Source organism: Rhodanobacter sp. AS-Z3, from assembly GCF_029224025.1.
Classification (GTDB): Bacteria; Pseudomonadota; Gammaproteobacteria; order Xanthomonadales; family Rhodanobacteraceae; genus Rhodanobacter.
Genome location: NZ_CP119392.1, coordinates 3,693,904 through 3,715,815 on the forward strand (window position 1 = coordinate 3,693,904; position 21,912 = coordinate 3,715,815).

19 protein-coding genes and 1 tRNA gene are annotated in these 21,912 nt (G+C 63.1%); 6 read left to right on the top strand and 14 right to left on the bottom strand.

Features of this window, described 5'->3' with window-relative positions; genetic code table 11:
• Positions 1-27: 27 nt before the first annotated feature.
• The 3 genes from prmC to PY254_RS16520 form a co-directional block, all read right to left on the bottom strand.
• Entirely contained in the window at positions 28-849 is an 822-nt protein-coding gene (gene prmC / locus PY254_RS16510) for a peptide chain release factor N(5)-glutamine methyltransferase (RefSeq protein ID WP_281013143.1), read from the bottom strand.
• Positions 842-4,987, bottom strand: a complete 4,146-nt coding sequence (locus PY254_RS16515) for a hypothetical protein (RefSeq protein WP_281013144.1) — start codon at positions 4,985-4,987, stop codon at positions 842-844. Before PY254_RS16515 ends, prmC begins: the two co-directional genes overlap by 8 nt.
• Positions 4,988-5,399: 412 nt before the next feature.
• Positions 5,400-6,392, bottom strand: coding sequence for a hypothetical protein (locus PY254_RS16520; RefSeq protein ID WP_281013145.1), 993 nt, complete (start codon positions 6,390-6,392; stop codon positions 5,400-5,402).
• Positions 6,393-6,614: 222 nt separating this feature from the next.
• On the opposite strand from PY254_RS16520, the gene PY254_RS16525 reads away from it, so the two are divergent.
• Positions 6,615-7,088 (top strand): hypothetical protein, encoded by a 474-nt coding sequence (locus PY254_RS16525; RefSeq protein ID WP_281013146.1) that lies wholly within the window; start codon positions 6,615-6,617, stop codon positions 7,086-7,088.
• A 50-nt stretch (positions 7,089-7,138) separates the two neighbouring features.
• Here the strand turns inward: PY254_RS16525 and PY254_RS16530 are convergent, their stop codons facing one another.
• Complete coding sequence (locus PY254_RS16530) at positions 7,139-9,841, bottom strand: M1 family metallopeptidase (RefSeq protein ID WP_281013147.1); 2,703 nt, start codon at positions 9,839-9,841, stop codon at positions 7,139-7,141.
• A 317-nt stretch (positions 9,842-10,158) separates the two neighbouring features.
• Here PY254_RS16530 and PY254_RS16535 point away from each other — a divergent pair, with 317 nt between their 5' ends.
• Positions 10,159-11,112: a LysR substrate-binding domain-containing protein gene (locus PY254_RS16535; RefSeq protein WP_281013148.1), complete on the top strand. Its 954-nt coding sequence runs from the start codon at positions 10,159-10,161 to the stop codon at positions 11,110-11,112.
• An 85-nt stretch (positions 11,113-11,197) separates the two neighbouring features.
• Positions 11,198-11,797, top strand: a complete 600-nt coding sequence (locus PY254_RS16540; RefSeq protein ID WP_281015257.1) for a hypothetical protein — start codon at positions 11,198-11,200, stop codon at positions 11,795-11,797.
• A gap of 4 nt (positions 11,798-11,801) precedes the next feature.
• On the opposite strand, the gene PY254_RS16545 is transcribed toward PY254_RS16540, so the two are convergent.
• Together PY254_RS16545 and PY254_RS16550 are read right to left on the bottom strand one after the other, a co-directional pair.
• A complete protein-coding gene (locus tag PY254_RS16545) occupies positions 11,802-12,320 on the bottom strand; it encodes an adenine phosphoribosyltransferase (RefSeq protein ID WP_281013149.1) in 519 nt (172 codons plus the stop codon).
• A 35-nt stretch (positions 12,321-12,355) separates the two neighbouring features.
• On the bottom strand, positions 12,356-12,625 hold the full coding sequence (locus PY254_RS16550; protein WP_281013150.1) for a putative signal transducing protein: 270 nt from the start codon (positions 12,623-12,625) through the stop codon (positions 12,356-12,358).
• 113 nt (positions 12,626-12,738) lie between these two features.
• Between PY254_RS16550 and PY254_RS16555 the strand changes: the two genes are divergently transcribed.
• The 3 genes from PY254_RS16555 to PY254_RS16565 are packed head-to-tail and all read left to right on the top strand — an operon-like array spanning position 12,739 to position 15,784.
• Positions 12,739-14,499, top strand: coding sequence for a glutamine--tRNA ligase/YqeY domain fusion protein (locus PY254_RS16555; protein ID WP_281013151.1), 1,761 nt, complete (start codon positions 12,739-12,741; stop codon positions 14,497-14,499).
• Between the two features lie 11 nt (positions 14,500-14,510).
• Positions 14,511-15,071, top strand: a complete 561-nt coding sequence (locus PY254_RS16560; protein ID WP_281013152.1) for a nucleoside deaminase — start codon at positions 14,511-14,513, stop codon at positions 15,069-15,071.
• Positions 15,068-15,784 carry a TVP38/TMEM64 family protein gene (locus tag PY254_RS16565; RefSeq protein WP_281013153.1) on the top strand — a complete coding sequence of 239 codons (717 nt, stop codon included), beginning with the start codon at positions 15,068-15,070 and terminating at the stop codon, positions 15,782-15,784. Before PY254_RS16560 ends, PY254_RS16565 begins: the two co-directional genes overlap by 4 nt.
• Positions 15,785-15,883: 99 nt before the next feature.
• Here the strand turns inward: PY254_RS16565 and PY254_RS16570 are convergent.
• The 8 genes from PY254_RS16570 to tolR form a co-directional block, all read right to left on the bottom strand.
• A tRNA-Lys gene (locus PY254_RS16570) sits at positions 15,884-15,959 on the bottom strand.
• Between the two features lie 62 nt (positions 15,960-16,021).
• Positions 16,022-16,708 (bottom strand): 7-cyano-7-deazaguanine synthase QueC, encoded by a 687-nt coding sequence (gene queC / locus PY254_RS16575; protein ID WP_281013155.1) that lies wholly within the window; start codon positions 16,706-16,708, stop codon positions 16,022-16,024.
• Between the two features lie 158 nt (positions 16,709-16,866).
• Complete coding sequence (gene queE, locus PY254_RS16580) at positions 16,867-17,559, bottom strand: 7-carboxy-7-deazaguanine synthase QueE (RefSeq protein WP_281013156.1); 693 nt, start codon at positions 17,557-17,559, stop codon at positions 16,867-16,869.
• Positions 17,560-17,569: 10 nt separating this feature from the next.
• Positions 17,570-18,442, bottom strand: coding sequence for a tol-pal system protein YbgF (gene ybgF / locus PY254_RS16585; RefSeq protein WP_281013157.1), 873 nt, complete (start codon positions 18,440-18,442; stop codon positions 17,570-17,572).
• Positions 18,442-18,948, bottom strand: coding sequence for a peptidoglycan-associated lipoprotein Pal (gene pal / locus PY254_RS16590; RefSeq protein WP_281013158.1), 507 nt, complete (start codon positions 18,946-18,948; stop codon positions 18,442-18,444). The genes ybgF and pal overlap by 1 nt, the downstream gene beginning before the upstream one ends.
• Positions 18,949-19,197: 249 nt before the next feature.
• Positions 19,198-20,529: a Tol-Pal system beta propeller repeat protein TolB gene (gene tolB / locus PY254_RS16595; RefSeq protein ID WP_281013159.1), complete on the bottom strand. Its 1,332-nt coding sequence runs from the start codon at positions 20,527-20,529 to the stop codon at positions 19,198-19,200.
• Positions 20,526-21,470, bottom strand: a complete 945-nt coding sequence (tolA, locus tag PY254_RS16600; RefSeq protein WP_281013160.1) for a cell envelope integrity protein TolA — start codon at positions 21,468-21,470, stop codon at positions 20,526-20,528. Before tolA ends, tolB begins: the two co-directional genes overlap by 4 nt.
• Positions 21,457-21,909, bottom strand: coding sequence for a protein TolR (tolR, locus tag PY254_RS16605; RefSeq protein ID WP_281013161.1), 453 nt, complete (start codon positions 21,907-21,909; stop codon positions 21,457-21,459). The genes tolA and tolR overlap by 14 nt, the downstream gene beginning before the upstream one ends.
• Positions 21,910-21,912 lie beyond the last annotated feature (3 nt).

The following is a 21,912-nucleotide window of genomic DNA, read 5'->3' on the forward strand; positions in this document are numbered from 1 at the left end:
CGACAAATGCGAACTACTGCCGCTTGCTCAGCGGCAAGCACCGCTGACGCGGTCGCGTGACTCCAGATCTTGTGCGGTGAAAACCTGCGCATAACCGGCTTGTTCGAGCAGCGCACGAACCGACGCCCCCTGGTCCCAGCCATGCTCGAACAGCAACCAGCCAGCGGGGCGAAGATGGCTGCATGCGGCGGCGATGATGCGACGGATATCGTCCAGGCCGTCCGCGCCCGAAGCCAGCGCACTGGCTGGCTCAAAGCGCAAATCCCCTAGCTCCAGGTGCGGATCATCCGCTTCGATATACGGCGGGTTGGACGCAATCAGATCGAACTGCCGGCCAGCCAGCGGCACCAGCCAGTCACCGTGCAGGAAGCTCACGTTGCCGATGCGGTGTCGCTGCGCATTGCGTTGGGCCACCGCCAATGCAGCCGCACTGGCGTCCGTGGCAACCACCTTTGCCAGCGGACGCTCGCGAGCGATAGCCAGTGCGATCGCTCCACTGCCCGTACCCAGATCGACCACGTCACAGAGGGCATCAAGCGGCAACCGCTGCAGCGCAAGTTCGACCAGCAGCTCGGTTTCCGGGCGCGGGATCAGGGTCGCTGGCGTGACTTCCAGATCCAGCGTCCAGAAGCCACGGCGACCGATGATGTAAGCGACCGGCTCGCCGGCGGCGCGACGCGCGACCAGCGAAGCAAAGGCCGTCTGGACGTCCATCGAAAGCTCGTCGCTGGCATGCGTGAACAGCCAGCTTCGCGGCTGCTGCAAAACATACAGCAACAGCAGCTCGGCATCCACGCGTTCGCCGAGCTGTTCGGTGGCTGCAACCAGCGCACCACGCACATCAGGCATGTGGCGGCTCCGGATTGGAGGGCGGCAATTGCGGCGGTGTCACGCCCACCTTCGGCACCGGCTTGCGCCAGTAGCCGCCATGCGTCCACGACTGGAACGCCCATTGCAGCCAGCCGATCAGTGCATTGGCCAACCACAACGCCCACGCCAGCATCGCCAGTTTGTAGTACCACAGCGAAACACTGAGCACGCCGCAGCTGGGCAGCAAGCCGGTGCTCTGATCAGCAAACCAGCGCAGGCTGGATGCCATGGAGCCATTGCCGGCGACATGCATGTCCGGCAACCCGAGCAAGCCCGTCGGCACGGCTCCGATCAGCACCAACAAGGCCAACACGGTGAGTGCGGCCAGCCCGGCTTGTTGCAGATTGAAGAGCGTCACACTGCCCTGTTCCGCTGGCAGACGGCGCGCGCGTAAACCCAGCAGGATCAGCCAGAACACCACCAGCGCATAGGCACTCCAGGCAAACGCGGAGAAACCCAGGCCGAGCAGCAGCCAATGTCGGAACCGCAGCGGCGTGGGCGCGAAGCGACCGAGCAACCAGGCAGCGAGCAACAACACCACCAGCTGCGACCAGTACAGCACGGCCGGGCCGGTCGTCGGTCCCCACGTCCACAGCACCCAGCGATCCTGCGGCAACTGCAGGTCGAGATCGATGTTCGCCACCGGAGCGTGCAGCGCGAATATTGGCGTGCGCGTTTGCCACGTGATGCCATGCGGTTCCCGCAGATGCACGGTGTAGACATGCGCAGCGGGCAGCAGCGGCAGACTGAGTTTGCCGTCGCGTATCGCCAGGTTGATCGCCTCGCCGTCGCGGTCCGCACCCAGCAACTCGGCACCGGCGGGAAGATCGATTACGTGTTCGCCACCACGGGTACTACGCGCACGCAACGTCAGCGTGGTTTCGCTGGCGCGCTCGCCGACGGCGCTGGTCATCTGCACACCATCGAAGGCCAGACTGTCGCCGGCGATCGCCTGCGGTTGAGTGAAGGCCATTTGCAAGGTTTCACCGGGCAACGGCTGATACAGCAAGCCATCGTCGTTGGCACTCGTCGGCACACCCTTCGCATCCACATGCCACATCGACGCGGCCTGAATCTGCCACACCTCGGCACGATCACCCAGTGATGGCGCGTTGAGTGCCAGCTGGGCGACGTGATCCAGCCGACTTGTCCAGGTGACCGCTGCGCTGTTGGCATTGAAGGTGATGTTGATGCGGCCATCCTTGACCAGTACATCCTCGCCCAACGGATGCTCCCCGGGCAGCAGCGGCAGGCTGATGCTGAAACCACCATCGCGCGGAGCGATACGCTCAACCTTGTTCAGTACGGTCCAGTCCAGACCCAGTTGCAGGGTTCGGGTCAGCCGCACGTAGGGCGGAAAATTCTGCACCACGGCGAGGCTGTTGTTGTCATTGCTGGCACGCACGCGGTGCAGCGCAATGCTGTCGCCCAGCGACCGACCGTCATCGACGCCACTCAGCGACCAGCCCGCTGCGTTGAAGTTGATGCGTAGCGGACGAAGCCCAAAACTCAGGCTTGCCGTGTCCGTGCTGCCGAGGCGGTAACGCAAGGCAATCTTGTGCACGCCTCGGTCCAGCCGCACCAGCAACTGCTCGCCACGCCGTGCAAGTGCTGGATTGGCATGGCCATCCACGGCGACATCGATAAGCTGCAGCGTGTCGTCCGCCTGCGGCATCGGCACCGCCACCGGAACACCGACATGGGCTTCCAGATCTACCGCAAGCACATCCCCGGTTACCTGCAGTTGCGCCTCAGCCAGCTCGGCACAAGCGGGCACGCACTTGGGCATCTCGGTGAGCCGGTTGCGCAACTGTCCGAGAAGTTGTGGGTCCGGCAAGCTCTGCGCCTGCGCACCATGCGGCAGCAGCAGCGCGAGCAACAACGCCGTGCCCGCCACACTTTTACTGCCACGCAAGTTTCGCCAGTGCATGCGTGCTGTCGGCAACAGCATCGACGCCAGACGAGCGAGCAGGACGGCAAGCAAGCCAACCATGACCAGGCGAAGCAGGCGTACCAGCCATGCGGGCGCAATCAGCAAGCGCGTGGCCTGCTCCGTAACGACCGGACCGGACCAACCCAGCTGATAGTTGTTGCCCTGATCCCACGACGGCATGCCGGCACCGGCCTGAACCACGTTGCGCGTATCGACGTCACGGCGAACATCGGCAGCTTTGCCACCGAGATTCTGCACCGCCGAAACAGATGCCGTGAGGCCACCCAGGATGGCGCCGGAGTCATCACGGGATGACATGGCCGGCGCGGCAGTCACGCTATCGAGCATCGGTGCGGGCGGAGCAGGTGGCGCCGGTGGTGGGGCTGGCATTCCTTCCTGCTCTTTCTGCAACACAGGCTCATTGAAGTTCGCTTGTACCACGCGCTCGTGGCTGCCGTTTTCGAGTTGCGGATGCAAGGCGTATTGCAGCTCAGCCGCTGCAAATGGCAAGGTCCACAGCACCGCCAGCGCAAAGCCGGCCAGCGCGCCGAAGCGTGCCGCGCTGCGCAACCGGCCATCAGGCAACGCCCGCAGCAGCAACCCAAGTGCCAACGCGGTGGCCACGGTCCACAGCGGCACGCCGCTCTCGTGCTTGGCGAGGGCAAGAAATCCTGCCGCCAACAGTGCCCACGGCCATCCCAGCAAACGACCCGCCAGCAGCGCAATCACGGCGACCACGAACAGGTCGAGCAGATTCCATTGCGCCACCCACGAGTCGGGTGAGTGGTCCGCGCCGATCGCACCGAGCAAACGGTAGCCGAATGGCAAGTGCAAGGTCGCGTCGATGCTTTCCAGCGGCACCTGCCAGCCCGCACTGGGAAGGCTGCCGGCATGCGTGGGCAGACTCAGCCCGGCACTGAGATTGATGTTTTGTTCGCGCACTTCGACGCCACTACGGCCCTGCCCGCCCTTGCTGATCAGCAAGGGTTGCCCATCCTGGCTGACCCGCTGCAATTGCCACGGCGAGGCAACGTCCAGCCGTTGGCGATGACGCAATTCGCCGGTGAGGTGGTCGGCAACACTGAGTCCACCGCCATCAAAATTCAGCCACAGCTGGCGCTGCAAATGCAATTGGTCACCCTTGCCACCTTCATCGCCACGCGTGCCCTGCTCGATCGCCAGCCCGGCGTGGTCATCCAGCGCGAATGCGGGCAGCTGACTCCACACGGCGGGCACGCCCGCTTGCGCCGCATCGGTGGCGTTGCCTTCGACGCGCGTGCTGCGCAATGAGGCATCGTCGTCGTAGCTCCACACTTCCTGCCGCGGCCACGGCGCCGCCGGCAGTTTCAACGCCACCCTGGACAGTGGCGCGATGCTGCGTGCGGCCAGCGTGATCGTCCATTGCCCCGGACGCAGTTGCACACGCAACTGCCCGTCGTTATCCAGTCGGGCCGGCAGTTCGCCGGCCAATGACGTAGCAACAAAACCTTCAGGCAACACCGGGCCAAGTACCTGCTCGCGTGCGCTGCCGGTGACGTTGAACTGCAACTGGGTCTGCAAGGTTGCCGGCAAGCCATCTTGCAAGCGGCGATAGACACGCAGCGACAACGCATCGGCGGCGCGCTGCGCGGCGGCAGCTTCACCCAGGGTCAGTTGCTCGCCATTGCGCTCGATCCGCGTCACTGCCGCGCCGTCCACCATCAGCGTGACCAGACCGATTGCCGCCGGCACGCGCAGGCGCGCGGGGCGCGCGGTCCACGGCAGGTCGCCGCTCAATTCGTAGTCGCCCGGGTTCAGCCACAACATCGGTTGACCATTGCGTTGCAGCACCGTAGCCAGCTGCTTGTTCGCCATGACTTGCTGTGGCCAGTTCCTCGCATCACCGGGCAACGCCACCCAGCCGGCGGCATCCACGTGCACATCGAGAGCGAAGCGGGCGCCATCCTTGCCGGCATCGAGGGTCAAGCGACCCGGCCACGCACATTGCCAACTGCCAGACCCAGGCGCCTGGTTGGCCAGGAACGGACAGTCGTGCTGCGGCATGTCGTGCAGCACCCAGCCCTGCCAATCGCGCAATGCCGGTGGAATGTCCTGTGCAGGCAGGGGCGCTGCCAACAACAGCCACAACCCGACCAAGCCCACCAAGCCCACCAAGCCTGACCACTTCGGCAATCGACCACGCATGCGCTTTCTCCCTGTGTGCCCACTGGCCGGCACAGTGTAGGTGGAACACGGCAGGCTCACATCGACGCCCACCAATCATGGCCGCCACGCCGACCCCACGCAGCAGCCTTCACCCAGGTAGAACGCAGCAGCAAGCGCAACGGGGTTGATCGCCAGCGTACAAGTGATGCGACCCAGTGGCACACGGAGGAAGCAGCGGCGACGAATGGGATCGACGAACCACCGGCATCCAACCTGTTCGGGTAACTTCGATGACGGCGCTGGCCGAGGTGCCATGGCGCAACGGGATGCAACACGGGCCACCTGCTGATCGCCAGCCGAAGCGTATCCATGCCAGCCAACGCAGCTTGGCTAAGCTAACGTGAGCCGGCACAGCCGCTTTGCGCGGGTGCGCGCGCGCTTTCTGCAGTGATCAGTCGGAGAATGCCAGCACGCACTCGTCCGCGCCGTAGCTGCGGCAGCACACCGGGAAAATCGACAGCCTGGCTGGCGCCGTGAGCGGAGCCAGCAAGCCATCGAGGAAGCCACTGAAGAAGCTGCAGCCCGAGTGACCACCTTCGCTGCACAGCGGGCTGGCCAGGATGTGCAGCTGCGTGCCTTGCAGGTCGACCTCCACCAGTGCCCGCAATGCCGGCGCGGCGATGCGCTCAAGCGCATCGTGCAACGACAGCCTGCTATCCAGCGAGTACTCCCGTGCATACAGCCAACTGCCGGCACGCTGACCGGCCAGCGTCAGCGATGCGTCGCGTGCGCCTTCAGCCACCGTGCCCTGCAGCGCCAGCAGTTTCGGCATGATCTTCGGATAGTCATGTTCCAGCGACTGCAGCATTTGACCGACTGCCGCCTCATCGGGGCCGAGCGCCACCACGTCGACGAACGGAGCAACGTCCTCCAGTGCAGCGGGCGCCGCTGCGGGTGCTCGCGACGTGGGCAGGATGAATTCGAAGTCCGGTTCCGGCGGGGCCGCCGGCACCGTCTGCAGTGCCTCGCGCGGTAGCGGTTTTGCCCTGACCGGTGCGGTGACGAAAGGTTCGAGCACGACGGAAGTTGCCGGTGCTGCAACCGGTGCCGGCTTGCTCGGGGCAGGTTCCGGTGGCGGCAGCGGGGCGGGTGGTGGCAAGTAGGTTGCCCGCTTTACCGTCGCCCCGAAATGCGGCTTCACCTCGCCTTCGACAAACGGCGAGATGTGGAAGCTGACGAGCCGATCGTAGTTCTCCAGCAAGGCCTCCAGCGCACGCTGCTTGCGCGCGGGCCCGCGCACCACCATGGTCAGCAGCATGCCGTGCGGGTCTTGCAGCAGACGCTGGCTGCGCAATGTAAAGCCACTGGCAAGAACGAAACGACCCACTTCAATGAGCAGGCCCTCCCGACTTTGCGAGAGGCCCTGAATTTCCAGCTCGATCATCAAGCCCCCTGTAGGCGATGCCGATGGAACATGGTGTAAAACGATGCCGCAGATGAAACCTTGCTGCAACCCGGAATAGCAAAAAATCGCCCGGCAATTTTATCGTTAAACCGTCAGCCAGCGTGTGAACAGAAGCGGGCCACTGCACTGCACACGCTCATCCGCGCGTATCCTCACACGCGCCGACGCCTGTCGGCCTTTCTTCCCCACTGCAGGATCACCATGGCTGCGCCCACACCGTTTCCCCACGCAAGCTTCCTGCACCAACTGGAACTGTTCCTGGCAGATGGCATCCAGCCGACGTCGTGGTCATCCGCCCTGAGCGGCATGCTGCTGACTCAGTCGCAACCGTCGTCGGCGGCGCGCCAACTGCTGCCGTTGCTGCTTGCACGCAAGGCGGTACTGCAGGCGGCGTTCCACACCGCGCGCGTCGCCGATGAACTGCGTCGCTATCAGAAGTTCGTCAAACCCGACCGGCCGTCACCCCATATCGTGCAGTTACGCCAGCAGCAGGCGGCGGCGCGGCAGGCCTCCAGTCAATCGCGACAAGCGCTGATCAAGGCGGCAGCGGCTTTCGTGCGCGAGGCGGGGATCGAAACGCCAGCACGCCTCGGGCTGGATGCCTTCATCAACCGATGGATGGAGTTGCAGCTACCGAAAGACCTTGCTGCGTCCAGCGGAAGCGTCGACGGATAAAATTTGCCGCCGGCACGATAACGTGCCGGCGGCATTCGGCGTAGCGACAATCAGCGCAGGATGCTTGCCGAATCCTGCTTCGCCTGCAACGCGCTGCACAGACGAATGCTTTCGCTGGTCTGAGCCAGGCCGCGGGCAATGCCGGCGGCATCGTCGGCGCGGTCCTTGAAAAACGCCTGCAGGCGATCGCCTTCGGCCGGACTGCAACCGCCCGCTCCGGCCAGTCCCGGCAAGCGACCACCGGCGAAGCTGCCAGTGCGACCCAGGATCTGCGCGTAGTGCGCGGTGAACCAGGTCCACATCGCATCACGCTCGGCGACGGTATCGCGACCGCCCATTAACAGCATGCCCATTTCGCCCACCTTGACTGGCTTGGTCAGGGCAAAGTCGCGCACCTGTTCGGTCAGCGCGGGATCGTCCACGTTGGACAAACCGCCCAGAATGCCGTTGCGCAGCGACGGATCGCTGGTCTTGGGCAGTTCGGCGATCAGTGCATCGACCGCACTCTTGCCGTGTTCCTGCACCGCCACACCAAGCGCTTCGCCGAGCAGGTCTGGATCGGCAGCGCCCAGGTCCAAACTTCCATCAGACTTCGGTTTCAGCGCCGCCTCACCCTGCTTGAGCAGCGCTGCGCGGACTTCAGGCACCTTGTAGTCGAAGGCCAAGGCACTGGCGAGGGTGCTGCGCATCAAGGCTGCATCCTCGGTTTCGCCGGCCTTGCGCTGGTAGCCAAGCTGTTCGAGTTGCGGCAGGTAAGCCGCCTTGACCCAGTCAGCCACGCGCGCACGCTGCGCGTCCGTGCTGGCCACATAGCGATAGATCCAGTCCAGCTGACCCAGCGGCGCCGTAGCTACTTCGCGAATCTTCGAGGAGGTCAGCGGGCGCAGCGCCATCATCACGTCACCGGCATCGAGGTCGCCATGACGGAAGCTGGCACCCACCGCATCGGCGTAGGCCAATTGCTCGGCGTCGCTGAGCTTGCCGATCTGCTTGACCAGGCTGGCCAGCGCACTCTTGTCGAGACTGAAGCGGTAGTAGCCACTGGCGTTCGCATTCGGCATCACCCAGGTCGGCGTGCTGGCGTCGGCCAGGGTCATCGATCCACTCGCCTTGTCGAGCATGTCGCAAGCGACCTTGCTGGACGGCGCTCCCGCTTTGCCGCTGGCGGTGGTGCCGTAGCGCACGCAGACCGGCACGCCCCAGATGCGCTGCGCGTCCCCGCTGCTGCCAACCGGCAGGTAGCGGCTCTGGCTGAGCTGCAGCACGGTCTTGCCGTCCTTCTGCTCCAGTTTGGTGGCCACGTAGGGCACGCCCGACTGATTGAGGAAACTCTTGAACGCCTCTTTGAACGGGTCACCCTTGTCTGCAGCGGTGGCGATGGAATTGACCAGATCGATGGCCGTGGCATTGCCGAACTTGTGCTGCTGGATATACGCGCGCATGCCTTTCTGGAAGGTCTTCTCGCCCACATAGCTCTCGAACATGCCGAGTACGCTGGCACCCTTCTGATAGGTGATGCCGTCGAACGCGGTCATGATGTCGCCGTTGCCGGTGATCGGCTGACGGATACTGCGTGCGCTGACCAGGCTGTCGTTGTTCATCGCGCCCTGCGCGCCACGCACGCGATCCAGATCGGCGCGGTATTCCGGGTGCACTTCCATGGTGACTTTCTGCTGCATCCAGGTCGCGAACGCTTCGTTCAACCAGATGTCGTTCCACCATTCGGTGGTCACCGTGTCGCCGGTCCACTGATGCGCCAGTTCGTGCGCGTTGACGTTGAACGAACCCTGCACGTTGCGCGCCGGGGAATCCTTGTCGATCAGCAGCAGCCAGTCACGGAACGTCACCAGCCCGGCGTTTTCCATCGCACCAGCGGAGAAGTCCGGCGCGGCCAGCAGGTCAAGCTTGTCGAACGGGTAGCCGAAGCCGTAGTAGTTCTCCAGCGCGTGAATGATGCTCGGCGTTTCGCCCAGCACGTGTTCCATGCGATGGCCTTCACCCTTGGCTGCGATGCCGCGCAATTTCAGCGGCGTGCTGCGGTACGCGTCGGGCGAGATGTCCGGGCCAGCAACGATGTCCCACGGACCGACCGCGAACGCCACCAGATAGGTCGGCAGCGGCAGCGTCTGCGCGAAGGTCACGGTCTTCCAGCCTTTGCCCGCTGGCGCCTGCTTTACCTGCTGCGTGTTGGCCACCACGTTTTCGCTGTTCGGCACGGTGATGCTGATGTCGAACGGGGTCTTGAAGCCGGGTTCGTCGAAGCTCGGGAACGCGAAGCGTGCGCTGATCGGCTCCATCTGCGTCATCGCGTACGGCTGGCCTTTCGCGGTGACCTTGTACAGGCCCTGCAACTGCGCGTTCAGCGGCGCGGTGTATTCAAGCCTCACGGTGAGGTCTTGTGGCTGCAGCGTGCTGCCAAAGTCCACCCGCACCACGCCAGCCTTGGGGTCCACGCTGACGTACTTGCCCACATGCAGCTTGCCGGCGGCGTCGGTGATGCTCACCTTCGACACTTTCAGTTCCGCGCCGTCCAGCCACAAATGGTCGGACGCCTGGCTCAGCTTCACCCTGATCGTGGTGGTGCCGGAGAAATCCTGCTGTGCAGGGTCAACCTTGAATGCCAACTGGTACGACTGCGGCACGGCCCAGCCCGGCAATCGGCCCTGCGGTGCCTGTTCAGCCGTGGCGGCAAACGCCGCGCCACAACAGGTGGCGAGCGCAGTGAGCATGAGGGGGCGAATGAGTCGACGCATGGCGGGCTGCTCAGGTTGGGGGAATTCCCCAAGCTAGAGCGGGCATGACGTATGACCCAGTGCCATAAGGCATGGCCGGGGCACGGGCGAACCCCTTGCCGCCACGTCGGCACCGACATAAAAAAAACCGGCGATGAAGGTGACTTCATCGCCGGTCGGGGAAGCCCGCGCGCCTGCGGGGAGAGGGAGGGAACTCCGACGCGCGGGGTTGACGCAAGAAAAGTGAGTAAAGCTTAGCCGCTACATTTGCATTGCTCCAATTGATTGTTACCATCTCAAATCATAGTTTTTGTCTATTGCCACATCGGAACACCGCCATGAATCTGCGTGATCTTCAATACCTGGTCGCCTTGGCCGAACATCGCCACTTTGGTCACGCAGCGAACGCCTGTTTTGTCAGCCAGCCCACCCTGTCGACACAGATCAAAAAGCTGGAAGACGAACTCGGCGTGCCGCTGGTCGAGCGCACGCCACGCAAGGTGCTGCTGACCGAGGTCGGTCGCGACATTGCCGCCCGCGCGCGCAGTGTGCTCAACGAAATTGAGCAGATTCGCGGCGTGGCCCGGCGCACGCTCGATCCCGAATCCGGCACGGTGCGGCTGGGCATCTTCCCGACGCTTGGCCCATATCTACTGCCGCATGTGTTGCCGCTGGTGCGCAAGGCATTCCCGCGACTGGAGTTGCTGCTGGTCGAGGAAAAAAGCGAGACCGTGCTGCGCCTGTTGCACGAAGGCAAGCTGGACGCCGGCATCCTCGCGCTGCCGTTGCACGAAGACAGCCTGCATCATGAATTTCTGTTCGAAGAACCCTTTCTGCTGGCCGTGTCCGAAGCGCACCCGCTGGCGCACAAGCAGAGCCAGTTGAAGTTGTCTGATCTGTCCAACCAGAACCTGCTGTTGCTGGAAGACGGTCATTGCCTGCGCGATCAGGCGCTGGAGGTCTGCCACCTGGCCGGCGCGGGCGAACATTCGGGCTTTCGCGCCACCAGCCTGGAGACCTTGCGCCAGATGGTGGCGGCGAACGTCGGCATCACGCTGCTGCCAGTGACCGCCGTGAAGCCACCGGTAGCCGCGGTGGAGAACTTGCACCTGATCGAATTCAAGGGCACACCGCCAAGTCGGCGCATTGCGATGGTCTGGCGCAAGAGTTCGGCGATGCATGCTTTCCTGAAACGTCTTGCCGAGGTACTTCGCGAACTGCCCCCCGACGTACTCGATGCGCATACTGCCGCTACGCCGATGGCATCAGCGAAGAAGTCAGCCAAGCGCTGACCATGCGCATGCTGGACAGCACCATGAGGCGCGCTGATCATCAACAACAGCCCCAGTTTCGCTGCCCCGGAGAGCCAACGTGACGATGCGCAAACTGCTGATCGCTGCCGCGCTGTTGCTGACGCTGGTGTTGGTCTTTTCGCATCGGCAACACAGCGCCGTGCAGACCGGTCCAGGGGTGCTCGCCGCAGACGTTCCCGAACAGGTCAACCTGAGCCATGGCTCGCTGCTGCAACGGGGCGACGTCACCCTGACCACACGCGCCCATTTCGACATCACCGCGCGCGTGCTTTCGCGCAAGGACTATTCAAGTTCCAGCTATGGCGACGTGGTACCCGTTGACCTTGCGATGGGCTGGGGACGCATGTCCGACAGTGACGTGCTGGCAAGCATCGACATCAGCCAGTCCGGTCGTTTCTATTATTGGCACGTCAAGGATTTCCCGATACCGCGCCGCGAAATCGAAACCTCAAGCGCCAACATGCACATGATTCCCGCCGATGACAATGTGAAGCGCCAACTGGAAGATGTGCGCCAGGGACAGGTCGTGCACATCGAGGGCTTCCTGGTCGACGCGACGCGTCCCGACGGCTGGCACTGGAACACATCGATGACCCGCGACGACACCGGTGGCGGCGCCTGCGAACTGATTTATGTGGAAGGTGTCACCATCGTGCCGAACTGAGCTGTCAGTAGCGCAACAGGCTTTGCAACGGCGTTTCGGAAGGCCAGCGATCACGCCCTCCCAGGCCGACCAATTCGATCACCACACTGGCTCCCAGCAACTCGGCCTCCAGTTGCTTGACCAACGCCCGCGCCGCGCCGAGGGTGCCGCCGGTAGCCAGCACATCATCGACCAGCAGCACACGCTCGCCCGCACGGATGGCATCGCGCTGAATCTCCAGCCGATCCACACCGTATTCAAGTTGATAGTCCGCCGCGATCACCGGTGGCGGCAACTTGCCAGGCTTGCGCAACGGCACGAAGCCGGCATGAAGTTTCTGCGCCAGCGCGGCGCCAAAAATGAAACCGCGCGCCTCGATGCCACACACGGCCTGCACGCCTTGGCCCTGCCAGGGCTCTGCCAAGGCGTCGATGCAGCGGGCAAAGCCGGTTGCATCGGCCAGCAACGGAGTCACGTCGCGGAACACCACGCCGGCACGCGGAAAATCGGCGACAGCGCGGATCAACGCAGCGAGTTCATGCATACAGCGACCTCAGCAAGCCATACCGAACCGATGGATCAGCATGGCACCGGCTCGCCAGGCAACTCGTCGTCCCGCATCACCTGGCGCGCTTCGGCCAGCTGCGCCTCGAGCTCGGCCACGATGGCATGGGCGTCGACCAAGGCCGCCTCCGGCACCATCACCGCGATGTAGTCCATCGCCGGCAGTTGGCCGATCGCGCCGGTCAGGTACTCACCGGCAATGAACGCCGGGATGCCACCAGCCTCCAACGCATCCTTGACCAGATGGGCATCAAACAGGTTTTCAGCGCGATAAGCGGTATGCATGGCTTGCACGCTAACCCGCATGGCAGCGCGGGGCAAGTCGGCCCGGCCTGCTCCCGATGCCGGTGACAAGGTAAACTTGCGTGTTTCCACCCTTCTGCATGAGCCACCGTCCGATGTCGAACGATCAGCCAGCCGCCGCACCCGCCCAGCCGCCGGCCACGGTGCCCCAGGATTTCATCCGGCAGATCGTGCGTGACGACCTCGCCTCGGGCAAGCACACGGCGATCCACACCCGGTTCCCGCCCGAGCCAAACGGCTACCTGCACATCGGTCACGCCAAGGCGATCTGCCTGAGCTTCGGCATCGCAAGGGAATTCGGCGGCTGGTGCAACCTGCGCCTGGACGACACCAATCCGGGCAAGGAAAACCCCGAGTTCGCCGAGGGTATCAAGGACGACGTGCGCTGGCTCGGCTTCGAATGGCACGAGCTGCGCCATGCCTCGGATTATTTCGAAGTGTTCTATCGTTCCGCCTGCAAGTTGATCAGCGATGGCGTGGCCTACGTTGACGATCTCGACGCCGAACAGATGCGCGCCTATCGCGGCACGCTGACCGAAGCCGGTCGCCACTCGCCATATCGCGAGCGCTCGGTGGAGGAGAATCTCGACCTGTTCGCGCGCATGCGCGCCGGCGAGTTCGCCGATGGCAGCAAGACGCTGCGCGCGAAGATCGACATGAGCGCGGGCAATATCAACATGCGCGACCCGGCGATCTACCGGGTGCGCAAGATCGCCCACCAGAACACCGGCGATGCCTGGCCGATCTATCCGATGTACGACTACGCGCATTGCCTTTCCGATGCGCTGGAAGGCATCACCCATTCGCTGTGCACGCTGGAGTTCGAGGACCACCGGCCGCTGTATGACTGGTTCGTCGACAAGGTCGACCTGCCGAACCATCCGGAACTGTGGCAGTCGCTGCTCGACGCCGGGCTGCCCACGCAGCCGGCCAAGCCGCGCCAGATCGAATTCTCGCGCTTGAACCTCAGCTATTGCATCACCAGCAAGCGCAAGCTGGCCCAGCTGGTCAGCGAAAACTACGTGGACGGCTGGGACGACCCGCGCATGAACACGCTGCGCGGACTGCGGCGACGTGGCTTTACGCCCGCCGGATTGCGCCTGTTGATCGAGCGTCTGGGCGTGAGCAAGCAGAACAGCGTGATCGACTACGCCGTGCTGGAAGGCTGCATCCGCGAAGACCTGGATGCCACCGCCGCGCGGCGCATGGCGGTGCTCGATCCGCTCAAGCTGGTGCTGACCAACCTGCCTGAAGATCACGACGAAACGCTGAGCTTCCCCAATCACCCGAAAGACGAAAGCTTTGGCACGCGCGACGTACCGTTCGCTCGCGAAGTGTGGATCGAGCGCGACGATTTCGCCGAAGTGCCGCCAAAAGGCTTCCATCGCCTGAAACCCGAGGGCGAAGTACGCTTGCGCGGCGTCGGCATCGTGAAGTGCACCGACATCATCAAGGATGCCGACGGCAACGTGACCGAGCTGCACGCCACGCTTGATCCGGAAACCCGTCACGGTTTGCCCGGCGCCGATCGCAAGGTGAAGGGCACGATCCATTGGGTCAGCGCAAAACATGCGATAGCCACCGAAGTGCGCCTCTACGATCGTCAGTTCAGCGTGCCCGCGCCGGACCACGAGGAAGACGGCAAAACTTGGCTCGACTATATCAACCCCGATGCGAAGCGCGTGGTGCGGGCGTGGCTGGAGCCAGCCGCCGCGCACGTCGAACCCGAGCAGCGTTTCCAGTTCGAGCGGCTGGGCTACTTCGTCGCCGACCGCGTCGACCATCGCGCCGAAGCCCCGGTTTTCAACCGCACCGTGACCTTGCGTGACGTGTGGGCCAAGGCCGCCGGCCAGTAACGGAGGACACCATGCTGCCCCTGCAAATTCATTTGACCCTGCCGCCGTGGATCGGTGACGTGGCCGATACCAACAAGCGTTACCAGAGCGACGAGGAACGCGTCGGCCTGGCCGTCGAGTTGTCGAAGCAGAACGTGGAACGTGGTGGTGGCGGACCTTTCGGTGCGGCCGTGTTCAACAGCCACAGTGGGCGGCTGGTCGCCGTGGGCGTCAATCGCGTGGTGCCACAGAGCTGTTCGGTGGCGCATGCGGAAATGATGGTCATCATGATCGCGCAGCAACGGCTGAGCCGGCATCGCTTGAACGAGGACGGCGGCCATTACGTATTGGCGACCAGTTCGCAGCCCTGCTGCCAGTGCTATGGCGCCAGCGTGTGGGCGGGCATTGATGAATTGCTGATCGGCGCCCGCGCAGAGGATGTCGAGGAATTGACCGATTTCGACGAAGGCCCGCTGCCGGCAGACTGGATCGGCGAACTCAACCGCCGCAACATCGTCGTGCGCCGTGACATCCTGCGCGACCAGGCCCGCGAAGTACTCGCCACCTACGGCGCCAGTGGCACATCGTATTGAGTCGTTGGCGCGCCACGTTACCGCTGGCGCTGCTGGTGCTTGCCGGCATCGTGCTGTTTGCTTCCGGTTCCTTGGACCAGCTCACTCCGCACCAGCTGCTGGCTAACCAGGCCAGTCTGCACGCGCAGATCGGCGAGCATCCGTGGTTGAGTCGACTCGCGTTCATGGGCCTGCTGACACTCACCGTGGCTACCGGCATCCCCGGCACCTTCATGGTGATCATGGCGGGCGGCTTTGCCTTCGGCGTCTTCGATGCCACGCTGTACTCGTCGATCGGCCTGACCTTGGGATCGCTGATCCTGTTTCTCGCCAGTCGCTACGCATTCGGTCCCGGAAGCCGCCAACCGCCGGCCCTCGTGGCGCGACTTCACCACGGCTTCGAGAAACACCCGATCAGCTACACGCTCTTCCTGCGTTTCATTCCGGTAGTCCCGTTTGGGGCTGTCACCGTCGCACTCGCCTGGCTGCGCTGTCCGCTGTGGCTGTTTCTCGGCGCCAGCTGGTTGGGTGGCACCGTCTCGCTGATCTTCGAAACCTCGATCGGCGCCGGCCTGGATGATGCCATGAGCCAGAGCGACAGCATCGGCCTGGGCCTGCTGATGCATCGCGAGATTCTGCTGCCACTGGGAGCGATTGCCCTGCTCGCCCTGCTGCCGTTGTTGATCGAGCGCATCACGCGGCGATGGCGGCAACGGCATGGCCATGACCACTAAAGCGCCGCCACAGCCTTGATCGCATGGCGACGACGCGTGGCCACCGGTGGGAGCATCAGCGCACGACAAAAAAAAGCGCCCTTGCGGGCGCCTTGAAACTGGTGGGTCGTCCGGGATTCGAACCCGGGACCAATGGATTAAAAGTCCAGTGCTCTACCAACTGAGCTAACGACCCGTCTTTTCAAAACTCAAGCCGCCCATTTTACGGACTGTGCGGCAACCGCACAAGCAAGCCGATCACCGATAGCGCGTAGGATCAACCAAACCCGCCTCGCGGAAACCCTGCGCGCGCAGGCGGCAGGCATCGCAATGGCCACAGGCCCGCCCATCGTCGTCTGCTTTATAGCAACTGACCGTGGCGGAAAAGTCCACGCCCAGACGCTGCCCTTCACGCGCAATATCTGCCTTGCTCATGCGCATCAACGGCGCATGCACGCGGATGCCGGCACCTTCCACACCCGCCTTGGTGGCCAGGTTGGCCAGTTGCTCGAACGCCTCAATGAAGGCCGGGCGGCAATCCGGGTAGCCGGAATAATCAACCGCGTTGACGCCGCACCAGATGTCACTGGAACCCAGCACCTCGGCCCAGCCCAGTGCAATCGACAGCATGATCGTGTTACGCGCCGGCACGTAGGTGACCGGAATGGCGTTGCTGTCCGCCGTATCGAGCGGCACGTCGATGTCGGCGGTGAGTGCCGAGCCGCCGATACTGCGCAGGTCGATGCTTACCGTCTTGTGTTCAGCCGCGCCCAGCATCCTGGACACCCGGTCAGAAGCCGCCAGCTCGGAATGATGGCGCTGCCCATACGACACGCTCAGCGCGTGCACCTGATAGCCCTGCTCACGCGCGAGCGCGATGACCACGGCCGAGTCCATACCACCGGAAACCAGCACAACGGCTTTGCGCAAAGGAATTTGAGACATGAAGTATTTCCACTGAAGAGTGACCGGTCACCGGCCGCAAACGCCACCGACAACACAGGCCGGCGCGTATCAAACAGAAGTGAGTGGAAAGAAGCGAGAAACAAGCGGAGGCAGCGTGCCGTTACTTGTTGCTCATTTCGCCCCACGCACTGCTCGCCTCATTTTCCGGCAGCGTCATCCCACAGCAGCTTGTGCAGCTGCAGCTGAAACCGCACGTCCAGCTTGTCGGCGATGATCCACTCCGCTAGTGCACGCGGCTCGACCGCCCCATGCACTGGCGAGAACAACACCATGCAACGATCCGCCAGCTTGTGCTCAGCTAGCCTGGCGCAGGCCCATTCGTAATCTTCGCGACTGGCGATGACGATCTTGATCTGGTCATGCGGCAGCAGGTGATCGAGGTTCGACCACAGGTTGCGCTTGCTCTCGCCCGAACCGGGCGCCTTCAGATCCATCACCTTGCGCACGCGCGGATCGACCGCCGCAACATCCAGCGCACCGGAGGTTTCCAGCGACACCTCATAGCCGGCATCGCACAAGCGCTGCAGCAGGATCAGGCAGCGCTTCTGTGCCAGCGGCTCACCGCCGGTTACGCAGACATGTCGCGCACCATGGGTAGCGACTTCGGCGATGATCTCGTCGATGTCGTGCCAGTTGCCGCCATAGAAGGAGTATTCGGTATCGCACCAGACGCATCGCAATGGGCAGCCGGTGAGCCGAACGAATACCGTGCGCCAACCGATTGCATCGGCCTCGCCCTGAATCGAGTGGAAGATCTCGGTGATGCGGAGCCGCTCGGCGGAGGTCGCAGCAGGCGTTGCGGGCGCCTGTTGCCCGTCATTGCCGCTCATCAACGAACGCTCAGTTGCCCGACTGCAGCTGCAGGCGCTGCAGACGTTCCTTGGCCAGACTTGCCGCCTTGGAACCCGGGTACTTGCTGGTCACCTGGGTAAGCGTGGCCTTGGCTTCGGCATTCTTGTTCAACTCAAGCTGGCTGTAGCCCACTTTGAGTAACGCGTCAGGCGCCTTGTCGCTTTGCGGAAATTGGCTGAGCAACTGCTGGAACGATTCCAGCGCCACCGAATAATTGGTGGTGGCGTAATACGACTCGCCCAGCCAATACCAGGCGTTCGGCGCCAACGCATGCGTTGGGTATTGCTGGATGAAACTGCGGAACTCGCGTGACGCTTCCACGTAATTGCCGCTGCGGATCGACTTGAATGCCACATCGTACGCAGCCTGGGCCGCGGCGGGATCGGCTGCCGCAGCAGTGTTGCCCGGAGCAGTCGGTGCCTTGGTCGCCGCCGAATTGCTGGCGGCGGCAGGAACCGGCGTGCTGGTAGCCACTGGCGGTGGATTGACAGCTTGCGCGGCCTGCGGAGCGGCGTTACCGGCCGAGGCACCAGCGCCACCCGACTCGATACGGCCCAGACGGGCGTCGAGGTCGGTGTATTGGGCCTTGTTCTTGTCTTCTAGTGTCTGCAGCTGGTGCTGCAGCTCCTCGACTTGTCCCTGCAACTGCTGCACTTGTGCCTGCAACTGCTGCATCTGATTGACCATGCCGGTACCGGTCTGGTCCTTGTTCTGTGCCTGCTGTTCCAGCCGCGCGACACGATCGGCGAGGCTCAATCGGGAATCCTGCGCAAATGCCGGGAACGCGAACAGCACGGCGGACGCAATCGCGACCGCCGTGCCGATCCTGGCTGCAAAGCTCTTAGCCAGTCGCTTCATCATTACTGCGCCGTGTAGACGATCTCGACGCGACGATTCTTGCTCCAGCAATCCTCGTTGTGCTCACGGCAAACCGGCTTTTCCTTGCCGTAGCTGATCACTTCCACCTGGCTGGCCTGGCCACCGTTGGCCTGCAGCGCGCTGGACACAGCATTGCCACGACGCTCGCCGAGGCCCAAGTTGTACTCGCGGGTGCCGCGCTCGTCGGTGTTGCCTTCCAGACGCATGTGCGACATCGGGCGATCCTGCAGGTACTTGGCGTGGCACGCCATGATCTGCTGGAATTCCGGCTTGATTTCGGTCTTGTCGAAATCGAAGTACACGACGCGCTGACGCAGGCAGGCATCGGTATCGAGATCGGCAGGGGTGTACTTGCCGTCAGAGACGGGCGCCTGCACGGGAGCGGTCTGCTCCGGCATCGGCTGCGGCTTGACTTCCTGCTTCTTGGAGCAAGCGGCCGCGCCTACGCAAAGCAGGGCAACCAGGGCGACGCGAACGGTCTTATTCATGGTGATGTTCCTTAACGAGTTGAGTTCCGACAAACAATGAGAATGGCATTACGGGGCAACGAACGCCGGTTGACCGGCTGTTATTTTCACACTTGAAAGATCGATGTCGCGTGACGCTGCGTCATCGCCCTCACTGGCTTTCGACGCGAAAAGCGCCGTCACCGGAAACCGAAACGCGCCTTGCAGGCGCTGTTCGGGCCCAATCCTTGGGCATGAGACTGCCGCACTTGCGTGCAGCAGCCTCAGAAATCATCGTTGCCGATACGGCCCCCAGGAAGGTTCGCGCACATCGCCGTCAGAAAGTAGGAGGCGCTGGCGAACCTGACCATCGGCCGAAACTGCATACAACACGCCGCGACGTCCTTCGGTAGCGGCATAGAGCAACATGCTGGCATTCGGGGCAAAACTCGGGGACTCATCGATCGGGCCCGGCGAGATAGGTCGCACCTGGTCACCCAAGCTGCGATCCATGATGACGATACGATACACGTTCCCATTGCCCTGCACCATCGCGATCTGCTTGCCGTCGTAGCTGACCGACGCATTCGCGTTGTTCTGGCCTTGGAAGGTGATCCGCTGTGGCGTTCCGCCGCTGGCTGCAACCTGATAGATCTGTGGTCGACCGGAGCGATCGGAGGTGAAATAGATGCTCTGGCCGTCGGCGGACCAGACTGGCTCGGTGTCGATCGACAGGCTGTTGGTCAGGCGGGTTTCCTGACGCGTGGCCAGGTCCAGCACGAACAATTCGAGATTGCCGACGTAGGACAAGGCCACGGCCAGCTTCTTGCCATCCGGCGACCACGCGGGCGCGCCATTGATGCCGCGTGGATGCGACTCGACCAACTGGCGCGAGCCGGTGGTGATGTCCTGCACGTAGATGTTCGAATTGCCGCTTTCGAACGAAACGTAGGCCAGCTTCTTGCCATCCGGCGACCACGCCGGCGACAGCAGCGATTCGCGCGAACGAGCCACCACCTGTGGATTGAAGCCGTCCGAATCGGCCACGATCAGCGAATAGGTCGTGTTGTTGCCTAATCCAACAGCCGTGATGTAGGCAATACGAGTCCAGAACGCACCGCGAACTCCGGTGATTTTTTCGTAGATCAGGTCCGCGATCTGGTGCGCCACGCTACGCAGATCACCGGCGGGTGCCGGCGGCATCTGCTGATGCAACAGACTCTGCTGCTTGTTGACGTCCCACAGCTCGTACTCGACCTGGACCATGCCGTTGCCGGCGTCCTTGATGTTGCCGACCACGATGTAATCCTGCTTCAGCAGGCGCCAGGTCGGGAACTTGATGTCGGCGCCCCTGGACGGGAACTCCACGATGTCGCTTTTGGCCATCGAGCGGAACTTGCCGGAGCGGTTGAAATCATTGCGCATCACGTCGGCAACATCGGTCGACAACGGCATGCCGCCGGCCTGGGCAAACGGCACCACCACGATCGGCGTGGCGGTCTTGACGCCACCGACGATGTCGACATTCAGCGACTGGGCGGCAGCGGGACCTGCAAACAAGGCCACGGCGGCCAGCAGCATGAGGGCGAAGCTGGAGCTGAATTTGCGCATGGGCTTGATCATTGCGGCCTGAATGTGAAAGTGAGGTTGCGCTGGAACACGCTTTCAAAACCCTTGTACGGCAAGGTCTTGGTACGCAACACCGCGTTTTCTACCGACCGTCGGCCTGCGTCGTCGTACGGACAACTGGAGTCAACGGTCGCGCTCATCACGTCGCCACCAGGCGATTGCACGATATGAACCTGACACGGAAGTGCCGCTATGTTATCCGGCCTTAACCAGTTGGGTGTGACCGCATTCTGAATGGCTGCCGCGTATTCATCCGCAAGATTGCTGTTCTGGCTGTTGTTGCCGGTCTGGCGCTGGTCCGCCGGAGGCTGGTCCGGCAGACCATCGTCCTTGGCATTTTTCAGGTCTTCCATCTGTTGCTTGGCTTGTTTCGCCTTGTTATCCAGTTGCTTGGTCTGGGCCGAGGCCGCGTCCATCTTGGCGAACAAGGCGTCGATCTTCTTCTTTTCCTCGGCTTTCTTCTTGGCTGCCTGGGCATCCAGCTCAGACTGACGCTGACGTTGCTTCTCTTCCTGCAACTGCTTGGCGTCTTCCGCCTTCTTGGCCGCATCCTCGACCACGCGCTCCTGATCCTTGATGTCAACCTGCTTGGGCGGCGGCGGCAACTCGCTTACCGGCGGCGTCACCGGCGGTGGCGGGGTTGGCGGCGTCACGGTCGGCGGTGGCGGCGTGGAGTTGGGTACGGGCTTGGCCTTCACCGCCTTCGGCGGCGGGCTGCCGGTGCGTCCGATGAGGGTCGCCTCGATGATCGGCCCCTGCAGTTCCAGCGGTTTGGCACAGGTAATCGGGTTCATCCACGCTGGCAGATGCAGCGCGTTGAAGAAATTCTCGTAGCTCGAACACGGCAGCACGGCGAGGAACAGAAACCCCACGATACCGACATGAAGGATGGCGGAAAGTACGACCGCCTTCGGCGTCGCCTTACTTTCGTCCATTGGACGTGCTCTTGCCCTGCACCGGCTGGGCCATCAGGCCGACCTTGGACACACCCGCCTGCTGCAGCTCAGCCAGCACTTCGACCACGCCACCGTAATGACCCTGATCGTCGCCAGCCACCAGCACATTGACGTCCGGATTGGTGCGCACGAACGTGCCAACCTTGGCTTGCAGCGCGGCCGCGTCGAGCAGTTCCTTTTCCGCACCCGGCAGGGTCAGGAACAGCTGACCATCCTGCTTGACGCTGACAATGACCGGGTCCTTCTTCTGCTGCAGCGACTTGGCGTCTGCTTGCGGCAGGTTCACGTCCACGTTGGATTTCATCATGGGCGTGGTGACCATGAAGATGATCAACAGCACCAGCATCACGTCGATGTAGGGCACCACGTTGATTTCGGATTTGAGCTTGTAGCGCTTCTGGCGCCCGGACTTGCGCATGGC